The sequence below is a fragment of the Nostoc sp. PCC 7107 genome (genome assembly GCF_000316625.1).
Classification (GTDB): domain Bacteria; phylum Cyanobacteriota; class Cyanobacteriia; order Cyanobacteriales; family Nostocaceae; genus Nostoc_B.
This window is the reverse complement of record NC_019676.1, coordinates 5204691-5227346: the sequence shown is the minus strand read 5'-3', so window position 1 is coordinate 5227346 and position 22656 is coordinate 5204691. Positions and strand designations below refer to the sequence as shown.

At 40.9% G+C, this 22656-nt stretch carries 21 protein-coding genes; 7 read left to right on the top strand and 14 right to left on the bottom strand.

Features of this window, described 5'->3' with window-relative positions:
• Nucleotides 1–133: 133 nt before the first annotated feature.
• Nucleotides 134–1762 carry a DUF655 domain-containing protein gene (locus NOS7107_RS22325; RefSeq protein ID WP_015115208.1) on the bottom strand — a complete coding sequence of 543 codons (1629 nt, stop codon included), beginning with the start codon at nucleotides 1760–1762 and terminating at the stop codon, nucleotides 134–136.
• A 200-nt stretch (nucleotides 1763–1962) separates the two neighbouring features.
• On the opposite strand from NOS7107_RS22325, the gene NOS7107_RS22320 reads away from it, so the two are divergent.
• Nucleotides 1963–3132, top strand: a complete 1170-nt coding sequence (locus tag NOS7107_RS22320) for a cysteine desulfurase family protein (protein WP_015115207.1) — start codon at nucleotides 1963–1965, stop codon at nucleotides 3130–3132.
• Nucleotides 3133–3138: 6 nt separating this feature from the next.
• Here NOS7107_RS22320 and NOS7107_RS22315 read toward each other — a convergent pair whose 3' ends face one another.
• Nucleotides 3139–3906: a Uma2 family endonuclease gene (locus NOS7107_RS22315; RefSeq protein ID WP_015115206.1), complete on the bottom strand. Its 768-nt coding sequence runs from the start codon at nucleotides 3904–3906 to the stop codon at nucleotides 3139–3141.
• A 316-nt stretch (nucleotides 3907–4222) separates the two neighbouring features.
• Between NOS7107_RS22315 and NOS7107_RS22310 the strand changes: the two genes are divergently transcribed.
• Entirely contained in the window at nucleotides 4223–4912 is a 690-nt protein-coding gene (locus tag NOS7107_RS22310) for a Uma2 family endonuclease (protein WP_015115205.1), read from the top strand.
• Nucleotides 4913–5008: 96 nt separating this feature from the next.
• On the opposite strand, the gene NOS7107_RS22305 is transcribed toward NOS7107_RS22310, so the two are convergent.
• The 6 genes from NOS7107_RS22305 to trpS form a co-directional block, all read right to left on the bottom strand.
• Nucleotides 5009–5974: a hypothetical protein gene (locus NOS7107_RS22305; protein WP_015115204.1), complete on the bottom strand. Its 966-nt coding sequence runs from the start codon at nucleotides 5972–5974 to the stop codon at nucleotides 5009–5011.
• A 3-nt stretch (nucleotides 5975–5977) separates the two neighbouring features.
• Complete coding sequence (locus NOS7107_RS22300; RefSeq protein ID WP_015115203.1) at nucleotides 5978–7093, bottom strand: DUF3696 domain-containing protein; 1116 nt, start codon at nucleotides 7091–7093, stop codon at nucleotides 5978–5980.
• Nucleotides 7090–8223, bottom strand: a complete 1134-nt coding sequence (locus tag NOS7107_RS22295; RefSeq protein WP_015115202.1) for a DUF262 domain-containing protein — start codon at nucleotides 8221–8223, stop codon at nucleotides 7090–7092. Before NOS7107_RS22295 ends, NOS7107_RS22300 begins: the two co-directional genes overlap by 4 nt.
• Nucleotides 8224–8256: 33 nt before the next feature.
• Nucleotides 8257–8451, bottom strand: coding sequence for a hypothetical protein (locus NOS7107_RS22290; RefSeq protein ID WP_157374105.1), 195 nt, complete (start codon nucleotides 8449–8451; stop codon nucleotides 8257–8259).
• Between the two features lie 153 nt (nucleotides 8452–8604).
• A complete protein-coding gene (locus NOS7107_RS22285; RefSeq protein WP_044500231.1) occupies nucleotides 8605–9531 on the bottom strand; it encodes a methylenetetrahydrofolate reductase in 927 nt (308 codons plus the stop codon).
• A 56-nt stretch (nucleotides 9532–9587) separates the two neighbouring features.
• Nucleotides 9588–10595 carry a tryptophan--tRNA ligase gene (trpS, locus tag NOS7107_RS22280; RefSeq protein WP_015115199.1) on the bottom strand — a complete coding sequence of 336 codons (1008 nt, stop codon included), beginning with the start codon at nucleotides 10593–10595 and terminating at the stop codon, nucleotides 9588–9590.
• Between the two features lie 450 nt (nucleotides 10596–11045).
• On the opposite strand from trpS, the gene NOS7107_RS22275 reads away from it, so the two are divergent.
• Nucleotides 11046–11792 carry a DsbA family protein gene (locus NOS7107_RS22275; RefSeq protein ID WP_015115198.1) on the top strand — a complete coding sequence of 249 codons (747 nt, stop codon included), beginning with the start codon at nucleotides 11046–11048 and terminating at the stop codon, nucleotides 11790–11792.
• A 180-nt stretch (nucleotides 11793–11972) separates the two neighbouring features.
• On the opposite strand, the gene NOS7107_RS22270 is transcribed toward NOS7107_RS22275, so the two are convergent.
• From NOS7107_RS22270 to petB, 5 genes are all read right to left on the bottom strand, one after another.
• Entirely contained in the window at nucleotides 11973–12344 is a 372-nt protein-coding gene (locus NOS7107_RS22270; protein WP_015115197.1) for a hypothetical protein, read from the bottom strand.
• A 182-nt stretch (nucleotides 12345–12526) separates the two neighbouring features.
• On the bottom strand, nucleotides 12527–13696 hold the full coding sequence (locus tag NOS7107_RS22265; RefSeq protein ID WP_015115196.1) for a glycosyltransferase family 4 protein: 1170 nt from the start codon (nucleotides 13694–13696) through the stop codon (nucleotides 12527–12529).
• A gap of 178 nt (nucleotides 13697–13874) precedes the next feature.
• Entirely contained in the window at nucleotides 13875–14309 is a 435-nt protein-coding gene (locus NOS7107_RS22260) for an anti-sigma regulatory factor (protein WP_015115195.1), read from the bottom strand.
• A gap of 331 nt (nucleotides 14310–14640) precedes the next feature.
• On the bottom strand, nucleotides 14641–15123 hold the full coding sequence (petD, locus tag NOS7107_RS22255) for a cytochrome b6-f complex subunit IV (RefSeq protein ID WP_015115194.1): 483 nt from the start codon (nucleotides 15121–15123) through the stop codon (nucleotides 14641–14643).
• A 211-nt stretch (nucleotides 15124–15334) separates the two neighbouring features.
• On the bottom strand, nucleotides 15335–15982 hold the full coding sequence (petB, locus tag NOS7107_RS22250; protein ID WP_015115193.1) for a cytochrome b6: 648 nt from the start codon (nucleotides 15980–15982) through the stop codon (nucleotides 15335–15337).
• A gap of 364 nt (nucleotides 15983–16346) precedes the next feature.
• On the opposite strand from petB, the gene ctpA reads away from it, so the two are divergent.
• Nucleotides 16347–17594: a carboxyl-terminal processing protease CtpA gene (gene ctpA / locus NOS7107_RS22245; protein WP_015115192.1), complete on the top strand. Its 1248-nt coding sequence runs from the start codon at nucleotides 16347–16349 to the stop codon at nucleotides 17592–17594.
• A 58-nt stretch (nucleotides 17595–17652) separates the two neighbouring features.
• On the opposite strand, the gene NOS7107_RS22240 is transcribed toward ctpA, so the two are convergent.
• Complete coding sequence (locus NOS7107_RS22240) at nucleotides 17653–18339, bottom strand: MBL fold metallo-hydrolase (RefSeq protein ID WP_015115191.1); 687 nt, start codon at nucleotides 18337–18339, stop codon at nucleotides 17653–17655.
• Between the two features lie 356 nt (nucleotides 18340–18695).
• Here NOS7107_RS22240 and NOS7107_RS22235 point away from each other — a divergent pair, with 356 nt between their 5' ends.
• The 3 genes from NOS7107_RS22235 (at nucleotide 18696) to atpC (ending at nucleotide 22570) form a co-directional block, all read left to right on the top strand.
• Nucleotides 18696–20174, top strand: a complete 1479-nt coding sequence (locus NOS7107_RS22235; protein WP_015115190.1) for a site-2 protease family protein — start codon at nucleotides 18696–18698, stop codon at nucleotides 20172–20174.
• A 433-nt stretch (nucleotides 20175–20607) separates the two neighbouring features.
• Nucleotides 20608–22056: a F0F1 ATP synthase subunit beta gene (atpD, locus tag NOS7107_RS22230; protein ID WP_015115189.1), complete on the top strand. Its 1449-nt coding sequence runs from the start codon at nucleotides 20608–20610 to the stop codon at nucleotides 22054–22056.
• Nucleotides 22057–22156: 100 nt separating this feature from the next.
• On the top strand, nucleotides 22157–22570 hold the full coding sequence (atpC, locus tag NOS7107_RS22225) for an ATP synthase F1 subunit epsilon (protein WP_015115188.1): 414 nt from the start codon (nucleotides 22157–22159) through the stop codon (nucleotides 22568–22570).
• Nucleotides 22571–22656 lie beyond the last annotated feature (86 nt).

Genomic DNA, 22656 nt, shown 5'->3' with positions numbered 1-22656 from the left:
ACTTAAATATTGCCAGCAAATAAGTAGCTGTTACAATTACTCTACAGCGGAGCTTTCTTTATCTGCAAAATATTTATATTTTCTTGGTAAATGAAGCAAATACAAATAATCAATAGAATGTCAAGCAAAAATATTACAAGCTTACATAATCACGCCATTTATCTAGCATCTTTGCGCTCACACCGGGAATACGTTCTAAATCTTGTAGGGATGTAAATTTTTGTTGTTGACGCGCAATAATTATCCTCTGTGCTAACTTCTTACCCACACCTGGAAGAATGACTAATTCTTCCAGAGTAGCTGTATTGAGATTAACTTTTTGAGTGAGTTGATTTTGACTCGATGTTGGTGCAACTATCTGAGGACATTTTTTCGTCTCTGCTGGAATTTTTGCCTGCATTTCTGATGGTAAACCAATTTGAGCTTTGGCATAAAGACGGTCAAATTCCCGCACATAATGAGCCGCAATGGTAGGATTTTCAATGACTATCAATGTTTCATCATTACCACTGTTAGCTGCATCTGACCAATTGTGCGAACCTGTTATAACTATTTGGTTATCAATTACAGCAAACTTATGATGTAATAAATCCCCTTTGGCTAACACAGGTACACCAACACTAGTAATGGGATTCGACCAAGGTTTATTATCAATTTCATACTTGCATTTATTACTCAACGCAACTCCCATCATATCCAAAGCTTCGCTATAGAAACGATAGGAAAATTGAGCATCAATCAAAGCGCGAATACCTACACTTTGCTGATGACGTTGTTCTAAAATATTGGCAAGTTGCTGTTCGGAAAATACAAATAATGCCAAATCAATAGATTTAGTAGCAGAATTTAAATGTTCACCAATTAAACCATTACTAGTTTTACTCCAAGGTTGAGTGGGAGAAGCTGGAGAAAACTGGACTGTAATTTTACTTGCACCCAAAGTAATTTGTTTGGGAGAACGCAGTGGTTTTTTCAAACCGAATAGGCTATCTGGCTTACCTCCAGCGCCATCACCCCACATAATATTAAATTCTTGAGTAAACACAGATGCTAATTCTGGACTATCAATTTTCAGTAAATTATTAGCATTACCTAAACTGGTGCGACTGGTAAAATCGCCTGAAGTATCACTGAGGGTAAAATTAGCTGAAGTCACAATTACAATGCGATTATCCACAATCACAAATTTGTGGTGCATCAAACTACTCCCTGCGGAACCATCAGCTTGATCATCTATCCAGGGAATTTTGGCATTTTGGACAATTACTAATGCGTCTCTTTGATTAATTTCTTCTGCGCTGAGTTTGTTATCTTTATTTAAATCAATAAATTGATAGAATTCATTGTATTTTTCTCGCTCTCTTGGTGCTAGTTTTTTGATTTCATCTGATGTAAAACTACTCCAAGGACGACTATAATTATTTTCTAAAATTAATCTAACTTTCACCCCAGCTTTTTGTCGGGCTACTAATGCTTGGGCAACCTTGGGTAAGCGTAATTCTTGCACAGCTACATCTACTGTAGATTTCGCCTGAGAAATAGCATCAACAATGATTTTTTCTAAGTCATCTCCTAGTCGAGTTTGCTGACGGTAAGATTCCTGATATTCTGAAGATTCAGAATGATTTAAATAGACTTGAACTAATGGATCTTGAGGTAAAGGCGATAAACTCTGATGAGATGATTTAGGTTGTTGACAAGCAGTAGTAACAAATATTAAGGTAAATAGCCAAAAATAACTGGGTTGGCGAAAAATTGGCACGGTAATCTGCTAAAAGTGGATTGGTAGTGAACATAGTTATTGTTCCCAAAATACAGTACACCTATTTAAAGAGGTAAACAGCTTGCTTGGCAATTAAAAAATCCGCCTATTGATGCACATTAATTCACATTTTCTCAAGATTCTATGATGAAAATAGTGAGTAGTCCCATGTCTGTGTTTTTTCGCTTAAGTGTTGTGATATGCAAATATATTTAGATTACAGTGCTACTACTCCAACTCGCCCAGAAGCGATCGCAGCAATGCAAGCAGTCTTCACACAACAGTGGGGTAATCCTTCTAGTTTGCATGAGTGGGGACAACGGGCGGCCATAGTTGTCGAACAAGCTAGAGTTCAAGTTGCAGACTTAATTAACGCTACTCATCCCGAATCAATTGTTTTTACCGCTGGTGGTACAGAAGCAGATAATTTGGCAATTATTGGTGTCGCTAGGTTATATCCTGTACCACAACACATCATTATTTCTAGTGTGGAACATTCCGCGATTTCGGAAACGGCGCGGATGCTAGAAATGTGGGGTTGGGAAGTCACAACTTTGGGAGTGGATAACCAAGGAAGAATTAACCCCCTAGATTTAAAAGCTGCATTGCGACACAACACCGTATTGGTATCGATAATTTACGGACAAAGTGAAGTCGGGACAGTTCAGCCAATTAGCGAATTAGGCAATATTGCGCGATCGCATGGTGCAATCTTTCACACTGATGCAGTGCAAGTTGCAGGACGTTTACCCATTGATGTGCAGACATTACCAGTTGATTTACTCAGCATTTCCAGCCACAAAATCTACGGGCCACAGGGTGCCGGGGCATTGTATATTCGTCCTAGTGTAAAAATTATGCCTCTGTTAACTGGTGGTGGACAAGAAATGGGGATGCGTTCGGGAACGCAAGCTGTCCCGATGATTGCTGGGTTTGGTGTCGCTGCTGAATTAGCCGCCAAAGAACTAGCCACAGAAACACCGAGATTAATTGATTTACGCGATCGCTTGTTTGCTTTGTTAGCAGATATCCCCGGTTTAATTCCCACAGGCGATCGCATCCATCGCTTACCCCATCATGCAAGTTTCTGTCTCGAATACGCCGACGGTGAAAAACTCAGCGGTAAAACCTTGGTGCGACAATTAAATTTAGCAGGTATTGGCATTAGTGCTGGTGCTGCTTGTCATAGCGGTAAACTCAGCCCAAGCCCAATATTATTAGCAATGGGTTATTCTCAAAAAGCCGCCTTGGGGGGAATTCGCATGACATTAGGACGAGATACCACGGAAGCCGATATTGATTGGACAGCGATGGTATTGCAGCAAATTTTACAACGAATCACCGCAGATTTTACCTTAGCCACACGTTGAGATTAACTAAGCTTCCGGTTCAACACCGAGCGATCGCAATTGAGCAATTAAGCGTTCATTTCTTTGACGTTCTTGTTCAGCCCGTTGTGCTTCTTGTTCGGCGCGTTGGGCTTCTTTTGCGGCTCGTTCGTCACCAGTCAACAATAAATTACCTTGCAAATCCCACCAACGTAACCAAGGTAATGCCATATTTTGGTATTCTCCCTGCCAGATCCCTAACTCCACACCTAAAGGATGTATGGGATAATGCCCACGCTCATTTGCTAGTAACAGTTGATACTGTCCTTCAATTAAGTGATAAACTTCCACACTAGCTTTACTTACTTCATAAATGCCGTAAAAAGCTGGATGAATTACTTGTTCATAAATCCAAAATTTGCCTTTCAAGGGAGTTTTATCTCGCTCCTCACTCCCATCGCCAGAGACAAATTCCAATGCAATTAACGGGGAAATATACTCGCGCCACAACACGTAAGAACGTCGTGTTTGTCCATCCAGGGAAGGCGGTACATTTCCTACATAAAACCAATCTGGTGCTTCTGCGCCTTTCTCTGGAGGATCAGTTAAGCGCCAGTAAATACCTAAATCTTGACCAATACAATAATGACCATCAGGATGTAATTTTTTGAGTACGGGTGTAATCGAGTCAGTCAATAAAATACTTTGGGGATGTTCTTGCCAATTTTTCACGAAAGTCCCGTCTGATTCTGGTAGCTGCGTATGGTCTGGAAAAGGAGTAAGTTCTTCAGTAGGTCGATTAATTGCAGAGGTCATAAAACACCTTTGCAGAGGTAAGGGTTGTTGTTTATTTTAGCAATGAACGGCGAAACACATAGCTTGCACTCAGCACCAAGCGACTGAAGTCGCGGCTACACAGACAAAACCCGCACTTCGACCCTTCTCCTGTCGGAGACGCTAACGCGAACGACAAGCTCAGGGCATCGCAAGCTCAGTGACCACCTGCGCGGGTTCAAAATTCTTAATCTTACGTTACTCCGCGTAGGTGGAGTTGGTTTTTATAGCCGCGAATTCCATTCGTCGGGGCTAGGTGCTGCTACGCTAAACTGATAGCAATGAGATATTTGTAGTCATGTCTGTTGCCCAAGATTTAGAAACCCCAGAAGATGTTATATTTCCCCCAGGGGATTTATATAGTGACGAACCGCCTTTGGAAAGTGACTTACATCGGCTACAAATGACGCTGTTGATTCAGTGTCTAGAATTGTGGTGGAGCAACCGCAATGATTTTTATGTTTCTGGAAATATCACCATTTACTACAGTCCGCGCCAACGCAAGTCAGAATATTTTCGCGGCCATGATTTTTTTGTAGTATTGGAGACAGAACGCCAACCTCGTAAAAGCTGGGTTGTTTGGCAAGAAGACGGTAAATATCCCAACGTGATTATTGAACTGCTCTCAGATTCTACCGCAGCAACAGATAGAGGTTTAAAAAAAGAAATTTATCAAAACACCTTTCGCACGCCGGAATACTTTTGGTTTGATCCCAATAATTTAGAATTTGCTGGGTTTGTTTTGGTAGCTGGTAAGTATCAACCATTAGAACCAAACGCTCAAGGTTGGTTATGGAGTCAGCAACTAGAGTTGTATCTAGGAATTTATCAAAATAAATTACGCTTTTTTACGGCTGAAGGTGAATTAGCCCCTACACCAGAAGAAGTCGCATATCAACAAAAACAACGGGCGGAACAAGAAAAACAACGTGGCGATCGCTTGGCGGCAAAACTGCAAGAATTAGGTATTGACCCAGATTCTATTTAGTGGATTTACTTCTGGTTTAATTTTACAAATCTACTGCCTGATTATGGTTGCTAGTTTAGCAATGAAAGTGGAGAAGAGGCGATCGCAATATTTCTATCAAGTTCTATACTTCACTGTAGGAAGATGGCGACCAACATAGCCAATAATGACTTGTCCTGGTTTTACTGCAAAGAAATGAATTCGCCAGTTGCAGAATCTCAATTTTATGTGGCGATCAAATAGACGTTCTTTACCATCAATACAAAGAAAAGTTCTTTCTCTGCCATATTTATTCAAAGTTCCTTCACTTTCTCCAGATTCGTCAACAGGATAATCATCAAGATTAAAATACCCTTTTTTCCATTCATTAGAGCATTTTTCAAGCTCCAATAGTGTTTTGACAACAGGTTGTAATTCCAATTGTCCAACACGGATATTTCTTAACTGTTTACTGACAGCATCACAGAATTCAAGGTTAGGAAATAATTCTCCTTTTCGTTCCCAAAGATCGTCACCATCGATAACTCCAGTCCGAATGCGGTTTTGTATCCACTCAGTATGCTCCTGTACATGATTGCTACGACTAACATGAAGAATTTCTAAAATATCATTGATTAACTCTTCATTTTCATTAAGTCGCCTCGCTTCGAGTTCTAAACGGCTAAAGTTCCAGCATTCCTTAGATATAAAGCTAATTGCTACTGTGTCAAGCAAATGAGCTACAGCAAGTCCAATTGCTAGTTCTCCCTGATGCCAAAATTCAGACAAGCCAGCATTATTTTCAATATCTTGAATATCTAAATTTGCAATATTAGTTGAGAAAGGATTTCCTGTTGCTAGAGTTCTAATAAAACCTCGTTCAACTTGATCTACTTCCCTATCATTAAGCCAACGACGTAAAGGATAGTCAGGTGCAAGTATAGTTGTATGAAAGTCATCTTTAGTGCGAAGATATACTTTCACACCCTGAGCTTTGACTGCCTTTACAGTGTTAATAAAGTTGGACATCCACTGTCGCGCTGTTTCCTTATCAGAGGTAGGTTTTTGCACAGAGAGTTCATTTAATACTAGGTTAATCTCCACACTCTACTCTCCCGCAGGTTCTAACAAAACATCCAAACTTTTTTCCCACTCATCAAAGAATCCATCAGGCCATCGATCAATTCTGCCATTCCGATCAATGCGTGGTGAAACTACTTTTGTCAAAGCTTGTCCTTGTTTTTCTTGTTGCTGAAAGTAATGCAACTGGACATAATGCGGCGGAATGATGCCACCATGAACCGCAAGACGAATCCCGTTTAAAACATGATCGCTATGAGTTTCTATCACTACCTGAATATCACAACTAGCTGCTAGTGCTAATAATTCTCCCATTTTGGCTTGTCCTCTAGGATGAAGATGAGCCTCTGGGTTTTCAACTAGGATTAGTGTACCAGGAGGAGATGAAAGTATAGCTACAATAATTGATAAAGTGTAGGTAATTCCAAAACCAACGTTGGTTGCACGATAAAGATTACTATCTCCATAAAAATATTTGATAGTCACTAAACCCATCGCTGAGTTAGCTTCTATTTTGATACGTATACCAGGACTTACCTCTCTCATCCATGCTTCCACTTGATCTATTAGATTCATTGATTTTGCTTGTGGATAGCTGAGATTAGAGATGGAAATTGGTTCATCTCCATAAATGTAAAGGAAATGGGCTGTATATTCTCCTTGAGTACCAATTTGTCTAAGTCTTCTGACTTGATAATCAGACATTTCATTAAATGAACGTGGGCCTATTCGTTCTGCTTGAAGATAGTGAAAATATTTGCTAAAAATATATGATTTACGGATTTCAGATTCATTTGGTTCTGAAATGACATTTAAAAAATCTTCTTTTTTCTTATCTGAGTTGTAATTAAAATCCCATATACCTTCATACTTTTCCCAGATAATCTCAAAGCTTATATGGTTATCCTTCGCACCCTCATAAAAGGCATCTTGTGCTGTACCAATACTTGCTAATTCTCCATTTAGTGCCAAGCCAGTTTTTGGCAATAAATCCTGTTGATAAGATTGGCGTAGTAGTGCTAATGATTGAAGCACAGTGGATTTTCCAGTGCTGTTAAGTCCAGAAATTAGTGTTAAAGGTCTAAATTCAAGCAACTGGTCTTCAAATTTTTTGAAGTTAATTATACGAAGAGAGCGAATCATGAAAGCACTTCCTGAATTATTTTTTCTATAGTACTAAATCGATATTCTATCTTGTTGTCAGCTTGAGAAATAGAAGAAAAAAAATCTTTATCATTATCTACGTAAAAAATAAAATTATCAATCATTTTTTGTTTACGTTCTTTCAAGACTTTAATCTCTTCATTATTCAATTGACTAAAATTTACTGACCAAGCTTCAAATAAAGATTTATTTACTGGAAATTTTCTGGTAGTTTTATTAGACAGTTTTCGGAAAGCATTTTTACCGAAAATTTCAAATGATGCTATCATCGCTTTTTTAAAACTGTTCTCAATTTTATTTAATTCCGCTTCCGAAAGATTATTTACTTTAGATAAAGCCTTACTTAAAAAAGCATCCCTAGAATCTTTTTGATAATCCTTGTAAGAAGTTAGTCTAAAAGCCAAGAAACCAGTAATAAATTCTCGATCATCCATACGTTTTTTCTTGGATTCACTAAGATTCATAACTTGTATGAACTCGTCAGAAGCGGCAAGTTTACGTAAGAACTTGTTTGCTTGACCAGGGTTAAGAGCATGACGTATTTCTTGATTTGAAAGATGTACACCTCCTGTATTAATTCGTTTAAAAATATTATATTTTACTTCTATAGGAGTACCTTTTTCAATCAAATAAACTGTAGGTTGAGTTTCAAGGATACGTCGTTGGTATCTTGGTTCCAATTCATCATAAGTTTTATCTTTAAGATTTGTTAGGTATTCTAGTCCACTTAGCTTCAACCTTTTCTCACTAACAAATTGCTTTAAAGCAGATAAGCGTTGTAATCCATCTACAACTAACCATTTATCTTCATTAGTTGCATCTATATAGAATGCTGGTAGAGGAATGCGAATCAGGATAGATTCAATTAATCGGCTTTTAACATCATCCTTCCAGATATTGGACTGACGCTGAAAATCAGGTGCTAAATCCAGAGCTTCCTGATCGATTCGTCTCAGTAATTGTTCAATTGTTGGTTCTCTAGTCACAATATTAATTTTTTCAGGATCGTAATCAAAAGTATTCTTTTCATATTGCTCTTCCTCATTATTTTCTTCATCTAAAGTTTCTTCATCAGCTAATTCGGCATTGTAATTATTCAAATTTACCACGGCGCTTACTCCTTATTATTAACACCCATTCATTCAGTTATTGTTGATGTTTAGTGCTAGTACATCACCAAATAGGCTGTTTAACTGGCGTACTTCAATCTTACTATCTCCACAAATCATAAAGGCGCAAAAATTCGCGCCTCTATGTACATAGTCTATTACTTGTTTACTTTCCCCAGCCAAATCCCAAATTGGCGCGATCGCCTTCGGTAACATCAGAGCGATCACACCTTAAAGCTAAAAACCTACACTTCTAGTTCAACACCGAGCGATCGCAATTGAGCAGTCAGGCAGTCGGCTTTTTCCTCACCAGTCAACAAAGCGAGGAAAAGAACGATCGCACTCTTCGGTAAACTAAGAAATGCGATCGCCTCACCTAGCCTACTTCGCTACAACCAAATTAACAGGCTTCACTCCCGCCAAATTCAAAATCTGGGGAATCAAATCTTCCCGCTTGACGGCCATAATATGGACACCATGACACAATTGCTTTGCTATTTGCACTTGTTCTGCGGCAATTTTGACACCTTCTTCTAGTGGGTCTTTGGCTTTGGCTAATCTATCAATAATATGTTCAGGTATATTTACACCTGGAACACACCTATTAATAAATTGAGCATTTTTCGCTGATTTCAACAGAAAAATTCCGGCAAGAATTGGTTTTTTATGGACTGATGCTATTTTGTCCATGAACTTTTCTAGCCTTTCAAAATCAGTAATTAATTGACTTTGAAAAAATTGCGCTCCGGCTACAATTTTGCGTTCAAAGCGACTTTGCAAACCTGACCAACTCGCACATTGAGGGTCTACAGCTGCACCGACAAATAAATCTGTTGCGCCATCGGTCAAGGGTTTATCGTTGCAATCAACACCTTGATTCATTTTTTGAATTAGTTGCAATAATCTTACAGCTTCTAAATCAAAAACGGCTTTAGCATCAGGATGATCGCCTGCTTTTACTGGGTCGCCTGTTAAAGCTAAGATATTCCGAATACCCAAAGCATGAGCGCCCATGAGGTCGGCTTGTAAGGCGATACGGTTGCGATCGCGGCAAGCCATCTGACAAACTGGCTCAATGCCGTTTTGTAATAAAATCGCTGAAGCCACCAGCGACGACATCCGCAACACAGCACGGCTACCATCGGTAATATTGACAGCATGAACTCTCCCCTTAAGAGTCGCCGCCATTTCAATTGTATGAGCCGGATTTCCCCCTTTTGGGGGTGCTACCTCAGCCGTTACTAGAAATTCACCCGCTTGGGCAGCTTTCTGAAATAAACTCACAGTAGGGCTATGGGTGTGATACATACACATTAAATAGTCTGGGATTCTTCCAGGGTATAACGAATCACACCTCAAAGCGTCTACAAAGGCAAGGAGTAGCCCAAAGCCAATTTTACTTGCGTTAAAGTTTGATTAGCGATCGCTTGTGCTTTTTCCCGACCATCACGCAACACAGACTCCAGATAACCTTTGTCATTCATGATTGCCTGATATTTTTCTTGGATTGGTTTTAAGGCATTAATTGTTGTTTCTGTCAATAACGGCTTGAATTTTCCCCAACCCATATCTTGGCATTCTGCTGCAACTGTTTCTTTGCTCTGACCAGACAGCAGCATATATAAGGTTAACAAGTTATGACACTCTGGACGTTCGGGATCATCAAAAGTTAAACCCCTTACAGGATCAGTTTTGCACCGCTTAATTTTATTAGCAATTTGATCTGGAGGATCTAACACATTGATCCGACTTAACTCTGATGGGTCAGACTTCGACATTTTGCGCGTCCCATCTGTCAAGCTCATCACCCTTGCACCTTCCTTGCGAATCAAGGGATCTGGTAACTTCAATACTGGTTGATCCTTGGCAAATTGGTGATTGAACCTGTTGACAATATCCCTTGTCAATTCAATATGTTGCTTTTGGTCTTCACCCACAGGTACTTTATCAGCTTGATAAAGCAAAATATCCGCAGCCATCAGTACAGGATAGATTAACAAACCTGTACTCACGTTTTCTCCTTGTTTAACAGCCTTTTCCTTAAACTGAATCATGTCTTGCAACCAGTTCAAGGGAGTGATGCAGTTAAGCAACCAAGCAAGTTCACTGTGTGCGGAAACGTGGGACTGGACAAAGATACTGGAGTAGTTTAAATCAATCCCACAGGCCAGGTAAAGTGCGGCGATGGTGTAAGTATCTGCCGCCAAAGACGCTGGATTATGCGGTACAGTAATCGCGTGTAAATCTACTACACAAAAGAAATTATCATACTGGTCTTGGATTTCTACCCAGTTGCGAATTGCGCCTAAGTAGTTACCCAAATGCAAATTACCAGTTGGTTGAACTCCTGACAGCACACGCTGCTTACCCATAAATTCACTCTAGTTCTTGCTAAATGTTCATGCACGTATTCATCCTTATGATGCCGTGTCACACGGCATTATAGACTTTTTATGAGTCAAAGGTGGCAGGATGCGACAACTTGAGTTTTTAAATTTAGGGTGTGTTACCGCCATCAAGGTATGAGAATGAGCCATGAGAGTTTGGATAAAATTAACCGCAGATAAACGCAGATGGAATTTCGGTTACTGCACTACTTTAGCCTTGCCATGCCGATAGATATTGGTACGTTATAGATAATCCTTAATTTTTAATTAAGTAGAAACTCCAAATTCAGATAGATATTCCATAAAGAACACAAGGCTGTAACCCTCTATAATGCTGCTTTATATCAACAAAAAATATTTACACTCCCCTACTTTTTAACTTTACAGACAGTAGGTAATACTTAAATAGTTCTAGACCACTTTCAGTATTTTGATATGCGACAATTATTTCAGTATCTACGTACCTGGGTTATCGTCTGCCTGCTGTGTTTGGTCTTAGGCTGGACACTACCTGCACAAGCAGCTACCGATATTGATGCCAAACTCGAAAAGCAAGTTTTAGAAGTTATCCGTAACAATCCCCAATTCGTGATCGATGCTCTGCAAGAGTATCAACTGACAAAGCAAGAGAAATTACAAAAAGTACAACAGGCTTTTTTAGATGATTTAAAAACTAAACCTGAAAATATCATTGGAGATTCACCAACAACTGGCGCTGTTAAATCCAAAACTGTGCTAGTAGAATTCTCAGATTTTCAATGTCCCTACTGTGCTGAAGTACATAAAACTCTCAAGTCAGTAGTAGACAAGCACAAAGATAATCTGACATTGGTTTATAAGAATTTTCCTTTGACTGGAGTCCATGCAGAAGCATTACCAGCAGCACAAGCAGCTTGGGCGGCGAAACAACAGGGTAAGTTCTGGGAATACCATGATGCTTTGTTTGAAAATCAAAAGCAACTAGGTGAAACTTTGTATGTAGATCTAGCTAAAAAACTGAATTTAAATTTAGTGAAGTTTGAGAGCGATCGCAAGTTGGCAAAAACAGCAGTTGAAAAAGACCTCAAACTAGCTAATGAATTGGGTATTGCTGGTACACCTTTCTTAGTGATTAATACAGATAATTACACTGGTGCAGTACAAGCATCAGAAATTGAAGGTAGATTAGCTAAAGCCAGCTAATCTACTCACTAAATACAGCATAACCAGGAGTCAGAATACAAATAGGCTTTTGACTCTACTACAAACTAGGTTAGTGGTTAGCCATTAAGCGCTAACCACTAACCATAAAGTAATCTCGTCCAAACATCCGTCAGTCATCCAGAATTCCGAATAGAATTCTGACTAATGAATACTTTTTTGTTAATCTTCCAATGATTTGGCTTGTACTTCCACCGCAGTCACATCAATTGTGCCTTCTGGTGCAAAGCGTTGGAAGTGACCTTTCTGAACTGATAGCTGTTCTCCACAGTTAGGACATTGTAATTGGCTATTATTTAAACCAGTAAATTCGTAGGCGCAGACTGGACACTTGTCAACCACTAAGTTGCGTTGCAGCCACCAGCGAAACCCAAAGAACGCAACTACAGGTGCTAGTGACAGCAGTGCAAAAAGAATAAATACAGACTTCACTAACCAACCCAAACCCAATGAACCTAGCAACCAGATAACTGCTAATAAAGTGAGCAAAGGGCGGAGATTTACCAGATTCAATTGAGAATTGTTAAAGCTCATTTTTTAATTACTGTCTTGCTCTCTTTCTAGGATAGCGAGTTTAGAGTTAGTAAACTCACATCTTGCACCAAGCCTCAGCGAATGGAATTCGTGGCTATACAAACTAAGTCCGCCTGTGCGGACTAACACAAAATCAACGTTTTGAACCAGCGCAGGCAGGTTTTACTCGTGTAGCTGCGACTTCAGTCACCTGGTGCAACTAAATTTAATAGCTGCTGTCGGAAGGCTTCTATACCGAAATGAGCGATCGCTTGTTCTCGCAACCACTTTCCATCACAGCGTTGGTCGTGCTTGTGCAGAATTTCTATGCAGGCTGCGGCGACAGCATCAGCATCGCGGTGTGGAACTCGCCAGCCTAGCTTACCATCTTGTAAGGGGTCAGCGGAACCGTCAGCATCACCAGATAAAACTGGGATACCACAAACCATTGCTTCTAAATAAACAATGCCAAAACCTTCTTGAGAAGGCATGATGTAAGCATCTGCTAAACGGTAATGAGCTATTAAATCTTCTGTAGGGACAAAACCAGCAAATACAACGCGATCGCTTACCCCCAAATCTTTCGCCAATTGGGCTAATCTTGGTTGATCATCACCACGACCAATGACCAAATATTTGACTTCAGAGAAAGCTTGAGCAATTTTCGGTAGCGCCCGAATGGTGACATCAACACCTTTGTAAATATCTCCCGACCACAGACGGGCTACTGTCATTAAAACCTTAGCATCTGTTAAACCATACTTTTCTACTAATTCAGGTAATTTTGCCCCTGGAGTGAATTTATCTCCATCAATTGCACAAGGTAACATTTTTACTGTTTTGGGGTCAATTCCATTCGCCGCACAAGCGCGATCTCGACTGTAACGGCTGATTGTCCAAATTTCTCTGGCTGCGGCTAGGGCGCGGCGTTCTTGATTTTTCAAGGGTTCCCAAACTTCTTTACCGTAGGTGAGGACTGTGTAGGGAATACCCAACGGTTGGCAAAGAGTTTGGATTAATGCTGCAAGTTTAATATGACCACAAAATACACGTTGGGGGCGTTTTTGTAAGAGAAACTTTAACAAAGCCCCGGACAGAGCAATTCTGCCTATTTGCGGGGATTGATTTTTAAAATAATGAAACTTTAAACTATCAGACTCAAAAGGATTTGAGCAGTCAGGGCTATCTCGCAGAACAAATACATCTGTCTTGTACTCTGCGTTCAATTCCCCATAAGCCTGAAAAATATCTTTCACATAAGATTGAATTCCACCTTCGCCAGCAAAAATTTCGATAAAAACGAAGACATGGTGAGGAGTTTTGTTAACTTTTTTACTAGCTTTCGGGTTTTCTCCCATTACATCAGTCAGCATTTACGTTTTTATTTATATTAGTTTTACTCTTGCACAGCCTGAGTAATCTCTATGCTGCTGCCAAATCTTAGCAAAAGCACCATCTCAATCGTATGCTGACTTTACTCAACTGAAGTATTTTTTTTATACACAAATTATATAGTTAACAATAAATTCCCTTGTTTTTTCTTATGGGAATTTATTGGCGATTGTACTCGACAATTAATAGACAATTTCTTTCATCTGGGCTACGTTCATAAACCACTTGGTCAGTTAACCGCCTCAACAAAAACCATCCATAACCTCCTTCTTGGGGAGTACCTGGTTTTGGCTCGGCGATCGCATCAGGATTAAAAGGTTGGCCATGATCCCAAATTCTCAGTTCTATTCTATCAACCCACAGACTAGCTTCAATGTCTATCGTTGTTTCCGGTGGTAAAGCCTCGTGAGCGTGGCGAACTGCGTTAGTAAAGCCCTCTGCTAATGCTAAATTGAGTCGATAGAGTTGGTTTTCTGACCAACCCCGTTGAAATAAATATTGCAGACAAAATTGTTCAAACCATTGTTGAACTTTATTTAAGAGCGGAAGCTCGCTCCTGACACTCAGATGGTCTCGCTCCACCATTCTCAGCATTGACCGTGACTTGAGTATTCAATAAAAAATGTTTTTACAAGTTGAATTATGGAGATTTTGAATTTTGGCATAGCTGCTATGGTAGGGAACAGAGTTAAAAGTCTTTTGGTGTCTGAGTTTTATTATCTGTTGATGTCCTAACCATTTTGCCCATTTTTGATGAGCCAAAACTAAAAACCTCAGATGCTACCTGGATTACTAAAATTGACGCTTGTTGACTGTTTCATCAGCATATTTTAGGGAGTATGAGTGGTTTTAACTACCACCCATACCCTTTTACATGCTATTGAAACATACAAGCGTCAAAGCAAATTTTGGTAACTAATCTAATTTAGAAAAGTCCCAAGGTCAAGGATTTGTCTAAAGGTAAAGCAGCACCGATACCCAACCACAAAGTTACGAGAGTTCCAAACAGAAATACTGTAGTTGCAACTGGACGACGGAAGGGGTTTTGGAACTTATTCACGTTCTCAATAAAGGGAACCAGAATTAGCCCCAAAGGTACGGAAGCCATTGCTAAAACTCCCAACAATTTGTTAGGAAGCGATCGCAAAATTTGGAATACAGGGTACAAGTACCACTCTGGGAGAATTTCCAGTGGTGTAGCAAAAGGATCTGCTGGTTCACCTGTCATTGCTGGATCTAGTACCGCTAGAGCCACAATACAAGCGAAAGATCCCATGATGACAACTGGGAATATATACAGTAAGTCATTAGGCCAAGCGGGTTCACCATAATAGTTGTGACCCATACCCTTGGCAAGTTTAGCTCTTAACGTAGGATCGCTCAGATCGGGTTTTTTCTGCGTTGCCATTTTTTAATGCGTTCTCCTGCTGAATTTCAGTTAAAGCATTGATGTTAGCCGTTTGCTATCTTAAACAAGGTAGTAGCTTTTGCTTCTCAGTAAAAGTGTCTGTGATTTTTTACGGATTTACCATCTTAAGATTGTTCATCAGTTTAAAACAAACAACTTTGTCTGGAAACAGCTATTGCCTGTTCACATTTTGGCTGAACAAACAATGAGATTACAAAGGCCCAGAAATACCTTGCTTGCGAATCATCAAGAAGTGGAACAGCATGAAGACTGCAATTAACCAAGGCAAAACAAAAGTGTGGGCGCTGTAGTAACGAGTTAGGGTTCCTTGACCAACACTAGAACCACCGCGCAACAAGTCAGAAATCAATGTCCCAACTACGGGAATTGCTTCTGGTACACCACTCACGATTTTCACAGCCCAGTAGCCTACCTGATCCCAAGGTAAAGAGTAGCCTGTCACACCAAAGGAAACGGTGATGACAGCCATGATTACACCGCTGACCCAGGTCAATTCACGGGGCTTTTTAAAACCACCAGTCAAGTAAACTCGGAAGACGTGCAGAATCATCATCAACACCATCATGCTGGCAGACCAGCGGTGAATGGAGCGAATCAGCCAACCGAAGTTTACTTCGTTCATGATGTACTGCACAGAAGTGTAAGCTTCAGCAACTGTTGGCCTGTAGTAGAACGTCATGGCAAATCCAGTAGCAAACTGGATTAGGAAGCAAACCAGGGTAATACCACCTAGACAGTAAAAGATGTTGACGTGGGGAGGGACATACTTGCTGGTGACATCTTCAGCGAGCGCCTGAATTTCCAAGCGCTCCTCAAACCAGTCGTAAACGTTGGCCATACAATCTCAAGTTCCTAAAAAATCGGTTGCGGTTGATAAATCTCCCAATTGGCAATTTTGGGATTTTCACAAAAAGGTTGTTTGTTTGGTTTTTTGCTGTCAGAGTGATCAGCGTTTTCAGCAACTTAACACTCTGTAAATATGAAATATATGGCGTTCTCTTTGCAACCAAACACTTGAAATGCCAGTTCCAAAGTAGATCTTATCGTTTGTAGAGTGCCTTGTGTACTCATAGATTGCTTAACAATTTGATGAGAGCAATGCACTACTTCTATAAAAAAAGTAACATAGTCGAGAGATAGATTTCATCAACAACAAGAGAACTGGGCAGTTCGATACAATTTGGGTTCAGGTGGAATTGAAAATGGGGTTCATGCAAAAGTACGTTGTTCGGGTAAGTTTGTCGTTATTTTTGGCGTTTTATTTAGCAGTTGGGGCATTTATCCCCGCTGCTACAGCTTTGACAAATGAGCAAAAGCTTGTTTCAGAAGTTTGGCGCATTGTCAATCGCTCTTATCTAGATGAAACATTTAATCATCAAAACTGGGCTTCAGTCAGACAAAAAGCCCTAGAAAAGCCGCTGACTAGCACAGAAGCAGCTTACACGGCGATTCAGTCCATGCTCAAAAGTCTAGATGATCCTTTTACCCGCTTTTTAGATCCAGAACAGTACCGCAGCTTGCAGGTCAATACTTCTGGAGAATTAACTGGAGTTGGTTTGCAAATTGCCCTCAATCCGCAGACAGGACAACTAGAAGTAGTCTCGCCAATAGAAGGTTCACCAGCAGATAAAGCAGGGATTAAACCGCGCGATCGCATTCTCAAAATTGAAGGATTTTCCACAGAAAACTTGACTTTGGATGAGGCAGCGGCCAGAATGCGTGGCCCCATTGGCAGTTTAGTCACGCTGTTGATTGAACGCGAAGGAGAGGCATCCAGAGAAGTTAGTATCATGCGCGATCGCATTGAACTCAACCCAGTTATTGCCCAATTGCGGACTTCTCCTCAAGGTACATCCATTGGTTATCTTCGCCTGACTCAATTTAATGCCAACGCTTCTACGGAATTAGCACACGCTATTGATGGTCTAGAAAAAAAAGGTGCTGCTGCCTATATTTTAGATTTGCGCAACAATCCAGGGGGGCTTTTACAAGCTGGGATTGAAATTGCGCGGCTGTGGCTAGATTCGGGCATCATTGTCTACACAGTTAATCGCCAAGGCATTCAGGGCAGTTTTGAAGCCTTCGGCCCTTCACTGACAAAAGATCCATTAGTCATTTTGGTCAATCAAGGAACTGCTAGTGCTAGTGAAATTCTCGCTGGCGCACTGCAAGACAACGGCCGGGCTAAATTAGTAGGCGAAACTACTTTTGGTAAAGGCTTAATTCAATCTTTATTTGAATTATCCGATGGGTCTGGTTTGGCAGTTACCATTGCCAAATATGAAACTCCTCAGCATCGAGATATTAACAAATTAGGAATTAAACCAGATAAGGTAGTGACTCAACAGCCCATTACCCGTGAACAAATTACTACAGAAGCCGATTTGCAATATCAAGCCGCTGTTGAATTACTGGCGAAAAATTCTGTAGTCTTAGGGAGTAGGAAGTAGGCAGTGGGGAGTGGGGAGTAGGGAATAGAGATAGTATTTTTTACTCAGCACTCAGCACTTACAAAATCGGTTGTAACTGTAACAAAGTTGGAAAATCTAATACAGCCAGCCGCTTATATGCTTGGTCAATAACCCGCTGACCTCTAAGAAAACCTGTATTCGCGCCGGGACAAATATACTCAAGGGTTTCGGGAGTAAAGCGGTCTAGTAAAGATTGCACATTTTTAATTTGTCTGGGCCAATGAAAGGTTTTAGCTGTACGTAATGGGACTGGCTCACCGTGCTGATTGGGAAGTAAATGGCGACCAGAAAATAAAACCCCGCCGAATTCGCTGTAATAAAGGCAAGATGAGCCAGGAGAATGGCCTGGTGTCCAAATTATTTGGATTGTAGAAGTGAGAGTAATTTCTTGAGAAAAGTTATTAACGGTTAAGCCTGGTAATAAATAGGCTTCTTGTTCTTGAATTAAAATCTCACAACCCAAAGTTTGCTGAAATTCTGCGGTTTTGCCAATAGCACCACGGTGAGTGATAAATAACCACTTGACACCCCCATGCGATCGCAAAAAATCCAGATTCATTTGATCTAACGCTGGGCAATCGATGAGGATATTCCCTTCATTTCTTACAATGAAATAGGAGGTTCCTCCCAATGTGTCCCGATTTGGTGGAAAAGCAAAAATGCTATCTAGCACAGGCCTCGGTGCTTTAGCTGTATGACTGGGCTGCTGGGGTAAGGAACACATGGGAAAAACTCAATATAAATGAGGAGTGGTAAAAATTTAGTAACAGAGTTGAAATGCCTATACCATTTGGCATTCTAGATTGTAAAACAGTTGTTGTCTAAACTTTTGAGCAATTCATCTGTGGCAATCATTGGGCAAATTGGTACTAAACAATTCACCCTAAATAGTTAACTATTGTTAAAAATTAGGGTTTTAGATTCTGCTTTGTGGTGCTGACACTACTAGTACAGGTCGGCGTAAATAAACAGACCATCTGGAATTGCTAAAAGGCTTTTGGTATCAATATTCTTTCTTTTGACTTTTGACTTTTGCCTTTTTGTACTAGTGGGATATTTTTCCAAATTATTAAAGAAAACATGACTTTTTGGTTTCTCCTCCTACTGGGACTAGCTACTTATCTGATGGTGCAACGCAGTGCTATTGGCATTACACGCACACCTGTTTGGTTGTTATGGCTAGTGTTAATGACACCAGCATTACTATTAACTGGATGGACAGTGAGATATGGCATCAAACAACCTCCGCCACCGTCACTGATTATTGGGTCGTCTATTGTTTGCCTTTTGTTATACTGGCTGTTATTTCAATGGGGGCGAACAGCGCCAACAAATAAACAAACTGAACCCCAATCACCTAAATTAGAGTCGGCTGTCCATCCTACCGCAGAACAAGTGCCAGTGCGTCCCATTGAACCTACAGAAGAAAGCCAGCTGCGAAATTGTTTTCCCTGGTCTGTATACTATATTCAAAATCTTGAGTATCGACCCCAAGCTATTATCTGTCGAGGGCAGTTAAGAACTGCGCCCCAGCAAGCTTACCAGCGAATTAAGGCCAACATCGAGTCCCAATTTGGCGATCGCTTTTTAGTTATCTTTCAAGAAGGACTGAATGGCAAACCTTTCTTTGTCTTAGTACCTAACACACAGGCGGCCTCAGCAGTCAATAAAGACAAACCAGAAAAGTTAACTAGACCAGGAATAGCACTTCTATTACTCATTACAACTCTTTTGACTACCACCTTTGTAGGAGCGAGAATTGCTGGTGTTGACCTCACAAACTTGAAGGCTGCCCCAAATGTTTTCTTAGAAGGATTACCATATTCCTTGGGGTTAATCACAATTTTAGGCATTCATGAACTTGGTCATTATTTGACAGCTAAGTTCTACAAAATTCGCTCAACTCTGCCATATTTTATCCCCATGCCTTTTTTCTTGGGGACTTTCGGTGCATTTATTCAAATGCGTAGTCCAATTCCTAACCGGAAAGCTTTATTTGATATCAGTATTGCTGGGCCAATTGCGGGATTTATTGCAACATTACCGATTTTAATCTGGGGTTTAGCCCATTCTGAAATAGTTCTTTTAACAGACAAAACAGGAATTCTCAATCCAGATGCACTGAATCCGAAATATTCAATTTTATTAGCGTTACTTTCCAAGTTAGCTTTGGGTAGTCAGTTAACGGCTAAATCTGCTATTGATTTGCATCCCTTAGCTGTGGCTGGTTTTTTAGGATTAATTGTCACAGCCTTAAATTTAATGCCTGTGGGACAACTAGATGGTGGTCACATTGTTCATGCGATGTTTGGTCAACGCACAGCGATAGTCATTGGTCAAATAGCTCGCTTGTTACTGTTATTACTTTCTTTGGTGCAGTCAGAATTTTTTGTCTGGGCGATAATTTTATTATTTATGCCGTTAATCGATGAACCAGCCTTAAATGATGTCAGCGAATTGGATAATGGACGTGACATTGTAGGATTAATGGCTATGGCTTTATTAATTATCATTATTTTGCCATTACCACAGGCGATCGCTAACTTACTCCAAATTTAAAAATCGTTCCAAACTATACCTGTGATCAACAATTTCCCATTGATCAAAAGCGATCGCTTACAACCATCCCAGCTAAGAGCGATCGCTATTTAGAATAAGAAAGTGATCACAGCTATGTTCTCCTCATAGTAGAAAAGCGATTGCTGTATCAAGCATAATTAAGCCCTAAGACACCTTACCCGTAGACAATCAACCACAGAAACAGAAAGCTAAAGCATAAATAAATTTTCACTAGATTTTGTAGCTACCGTGTCACAATACTGCTGACGTGGTGTTTTTTGTTTTTAGCCTCATTTCCCAAACAAAACACTGGTCTTAAGGAATTACTAACGGAGTTATGTCCCCTTGCGATGCTAGAGTGAAAGATGACATTGCTTAATCTTTTGTCATCTACGACCTCATCTGAAATATAGCTTCAATCATTAGGCTCAGCATGGTCACCACCGCAGAAAAAACAAACATTGGCTACATTACCCAAATTATTGGTCCGGTTGTAGACGTTAAATTCCCTGGCGGTAAATTACCGCGAATCTACAACGCTTTGACCATCAAAGGCTCTAACGAAGCTGGACAGGAAATCAACCTCACCGTTGAAGTACAGCAATTGCTGGGCGACAACCAAGTGCGAACTGTGGCGATGAGTTCCACCGATGGTCTAGTACGCGGTTTGGAAGTTGTCGATACAGGCGCTGCCATCAGTGTACCAGTGGGTAAAGCTACCCTAGGTCGAATTTTCAACGTCCTTGGCGAACCTGTTGACAACAGAGGGCCAGTAAATGCGGAGGCAACCTTACCTATCCACCGCGACGCTCCTAAACTAACTGACCTGGAAACCAAACCTTCCGTTTTTGAGACAGGGATTAAGGTTGTTGACCTGCTAACTCCCTATCGACGTGGCGGTAAGATTGGTTTGTTCGGCGGTGCAGGTGTCGGCAAGACCGTGATCATGATGGAGTTGATTAACAACATCGCTACCCAGCACGGCGGCGTATCCGTATTTGCGGGTGTAGGTGAACGTACCCGTGAAGGGAATGACCTCTACAACGAAATGATTGAATCTGGGGTGATCAACAACGAAAACCTCAACGAATCAAAAATCGCGCTGGTTTACGGTCAAATGAACGAACCACCCGGAGCGAGAATGCGGGTTGGTTTGTCTGGTTTGACAATGGCTGAGTACTTCCGTGATGTGAACAAGCAGGACGTATTGCTGTTTATTGACAACATCTTCCGCTTTGTACAAGCAGGTTCAGAAGTATCAGCGTTGTTAGGTCGGATGCCCTCTGCGGTAGGATATCAGCCTACACTGGGTACTGACGTAGGTGCATTACAAGAACGGATTACTTCGACAACAGAAGGTTCTATTACCTCTATTCAAGCGGTATACGTACCTGCGGACGACTTAACCGACCCCGCACCTGCAACCACCTTCGCTCACTTGGACGGTACAACCGTACTGTCTCGTGGTTTGGCATCTAAAGGTATCTATCCAGCGGTTGATCCTTTAGGTTCTACTTCGACAATGTTGCAGCCCAACATTGTCGGTGATGAACACTACAATACTGCTCGTGCTGTCCAAGCAACCTTACAACGCTACAAAGAACTCCAAGACATCATCGCCATTCTCGGTTTGGATGAATTGTCTGAAGACGACCGTCTGATTGTAGCCCGCGCCCGAAAAGTTGAGCGCTTCTTGTCTCAGCCCTTCTTCGTAGCAGAAGTATTTACCGGTTCTCCTGGTAAATACGTAAAATTGGAAGATACCATCAACGGCTTCCAGAAGATTTTGTCTGGTGAATTAGATGATCTGCCAGAACAAGCCTTCTACTTAGTAGGCGATATCAACGAAGCGATCGCCAAAGCTGCAAAGCTGAAAGGCTAAATATTCAGTGAACAGTCATCAGTGAACAGTTATCACCATCAAAACGATCACTGTTCACTGATTACTTCCTTACTGGTAACTGATAACTGATAACTGAAACATGACATTAACCGTTCGTGTAATTTCCCCAGACAAAACAGTTTGGGATGCTGAAGCTGAAGAGGTAATTTTACCCAGTACAACTGGTCAGCTAGGTATCCTCAGTGGACACGCACCTCTGTTGACAGCTTTAGATACAGGTGTAATGCGCGTCCGTCCCAGCAAAAATGCTAACTGGCAAGCGATCGCTCTCTTGGGTGGTTTCGCAGAAGTTGAAGCTGGTGAAGTGACAATCTTAGTTAATGGTGCTGAACGTGGCGACACCATTAACGTAGAAGCAGCACGCACAGCATACAACGAAGCCCAAACTCGCCTCGCTCAAGTACCAGCAGGCGATCGCCAAGCTCAAATCCAAGCAACACAAGCCTTCAAACGCGCCCGCGCTCGTTTTCAAGCTGCTGGCGGTTTGATATAAACATTGTTCATAATCTGCAATTTTGTAGGGTAGGCTATCTGCTTGCTCTACAAATTTTTTTTAGGAAGTGTTGTTATAAACATCCC

Excerpts from the sequence above, each read along its gene's own strand:
- NOS7107_RS22320 (WP_015115207.1), top strand. The coding sequence starts at position 1,963 with ATGCAAATATATTTAGATTACAGTGCTACTACTCCAACTCGCCCAGAA.
- NOS7107_RS22315 (WP_015115206.1), bottom strand. The coding sequence starts at position 3,906 with ATGACCTCTGCAATTAATCGACCTACTGAAGAACTTACTCCTTTTCCA.
- NOS7107_RS22310 (WP_015115205.1), top strand. The coding sequence starts at position 4,223 with ATGTCTGTTGCCCAAGATTTAGAAACCCCAGAAGATGTTATATTTCCC.
- NOS7107_RS22300 (WP_015115203.1), bottom strand. The coding sequence starts at position 7,093 with ATGATTCGCTCTCTTCGTATAATTAACTTCAAAAAATTTGAAGACCAG.
- NOS7107_RS22285 (WP_044500231.1), bottom strand. The coding sequence starts at position 9,531 with ATGTATCACACCCATAGCCCTACTGTGAGTTTATTTCAGAAAGCTGCC.
- trpS (WP_015115199.1), bottom strand. The coding sequence starts at position 10,595 with ATGGGTAAGCAGCGTGTGCTGTCAGGAGTTCAACCAACTGGTAATTTG.
- NOS7107_RS22275 (WP_015115198.1), top strand. The coding sequence starts at position 11,046 with ATGCGACAATTATTTCAGTATCTACGTACCTGGGTTATCGTCTGCCTG.
- NOS7107_RS22270 (WP_015115197.1), bottom strand. The coding sequence starts at position 12,344 with ATGAGCTTTAACAATTCTCAATTGAATCTGGTAAATCTCCGCCCTTTG.
- NOS7107_RS22265 (WP_015115196.1), bottom strand. The coding sequence starts at position 13,696 with ATGCTGACTGATGTAATGGGAGAAAACCCGAAAGCTAGTAAAAAAGTT.
- NOS7107_RS22260 (WP_015115195.1), bottom strand. The coding sequence starts at position 14,309 with ATGCTGAGAATGGTGGAGCGAGACCATCTGAGTGTCAGGAGCGAGCTT.
- petD (WP_015115194.1), bottom strand. The coding sequence starts at position 15,123 with ATGGCAACGCAGAAAAAACCCGATCTGAGCGATCCTACGTTAAGAGCT.
- petB (WP_015115193.1), bottom strand. The coding sequence starts at position 15,982 with ATGGCCAACGTTTACGACTGGTTTGAGGAGCGCTTGGAAATTCAGGCG.
- ctpA (WP_015115192.1), top strand. The coding sequence starts at position 16,347 with ATGGGGTTCATGCAAAAGTACGTTGTTCGGGTAAGTTTGTCGTTATTT.
- NOS7107_RS22240 (WP_015115191.1), bottom strand. The coding sequence starts at position 18,339 with ATGTGTTCCTTACCCCAGCAGCCCAGTCATACAGCTAAAGCACCGAGG.
- NOS7107_RS22235 (WP_015115190.1), top strand. The coding sequence starts at position 18,696 with ATGACTTTTTGGTTTCTCCTCCTACTGGGACTAGCTACTTATCTGATG.
- atpD (WP_015115189.1), top strand. The coding sequence starts at position 20,608 with ATGGTCACCACCGCAGAAAAAACAAACATTGGCTACATTACCCAAATT.
- atpC (WP_015115188.1), top strand. The coding sequence starts at position 22,157 with ATGACATTAACCGTTCGTGTAATTTCCCCAGACAAAACAGTTTGGGAT.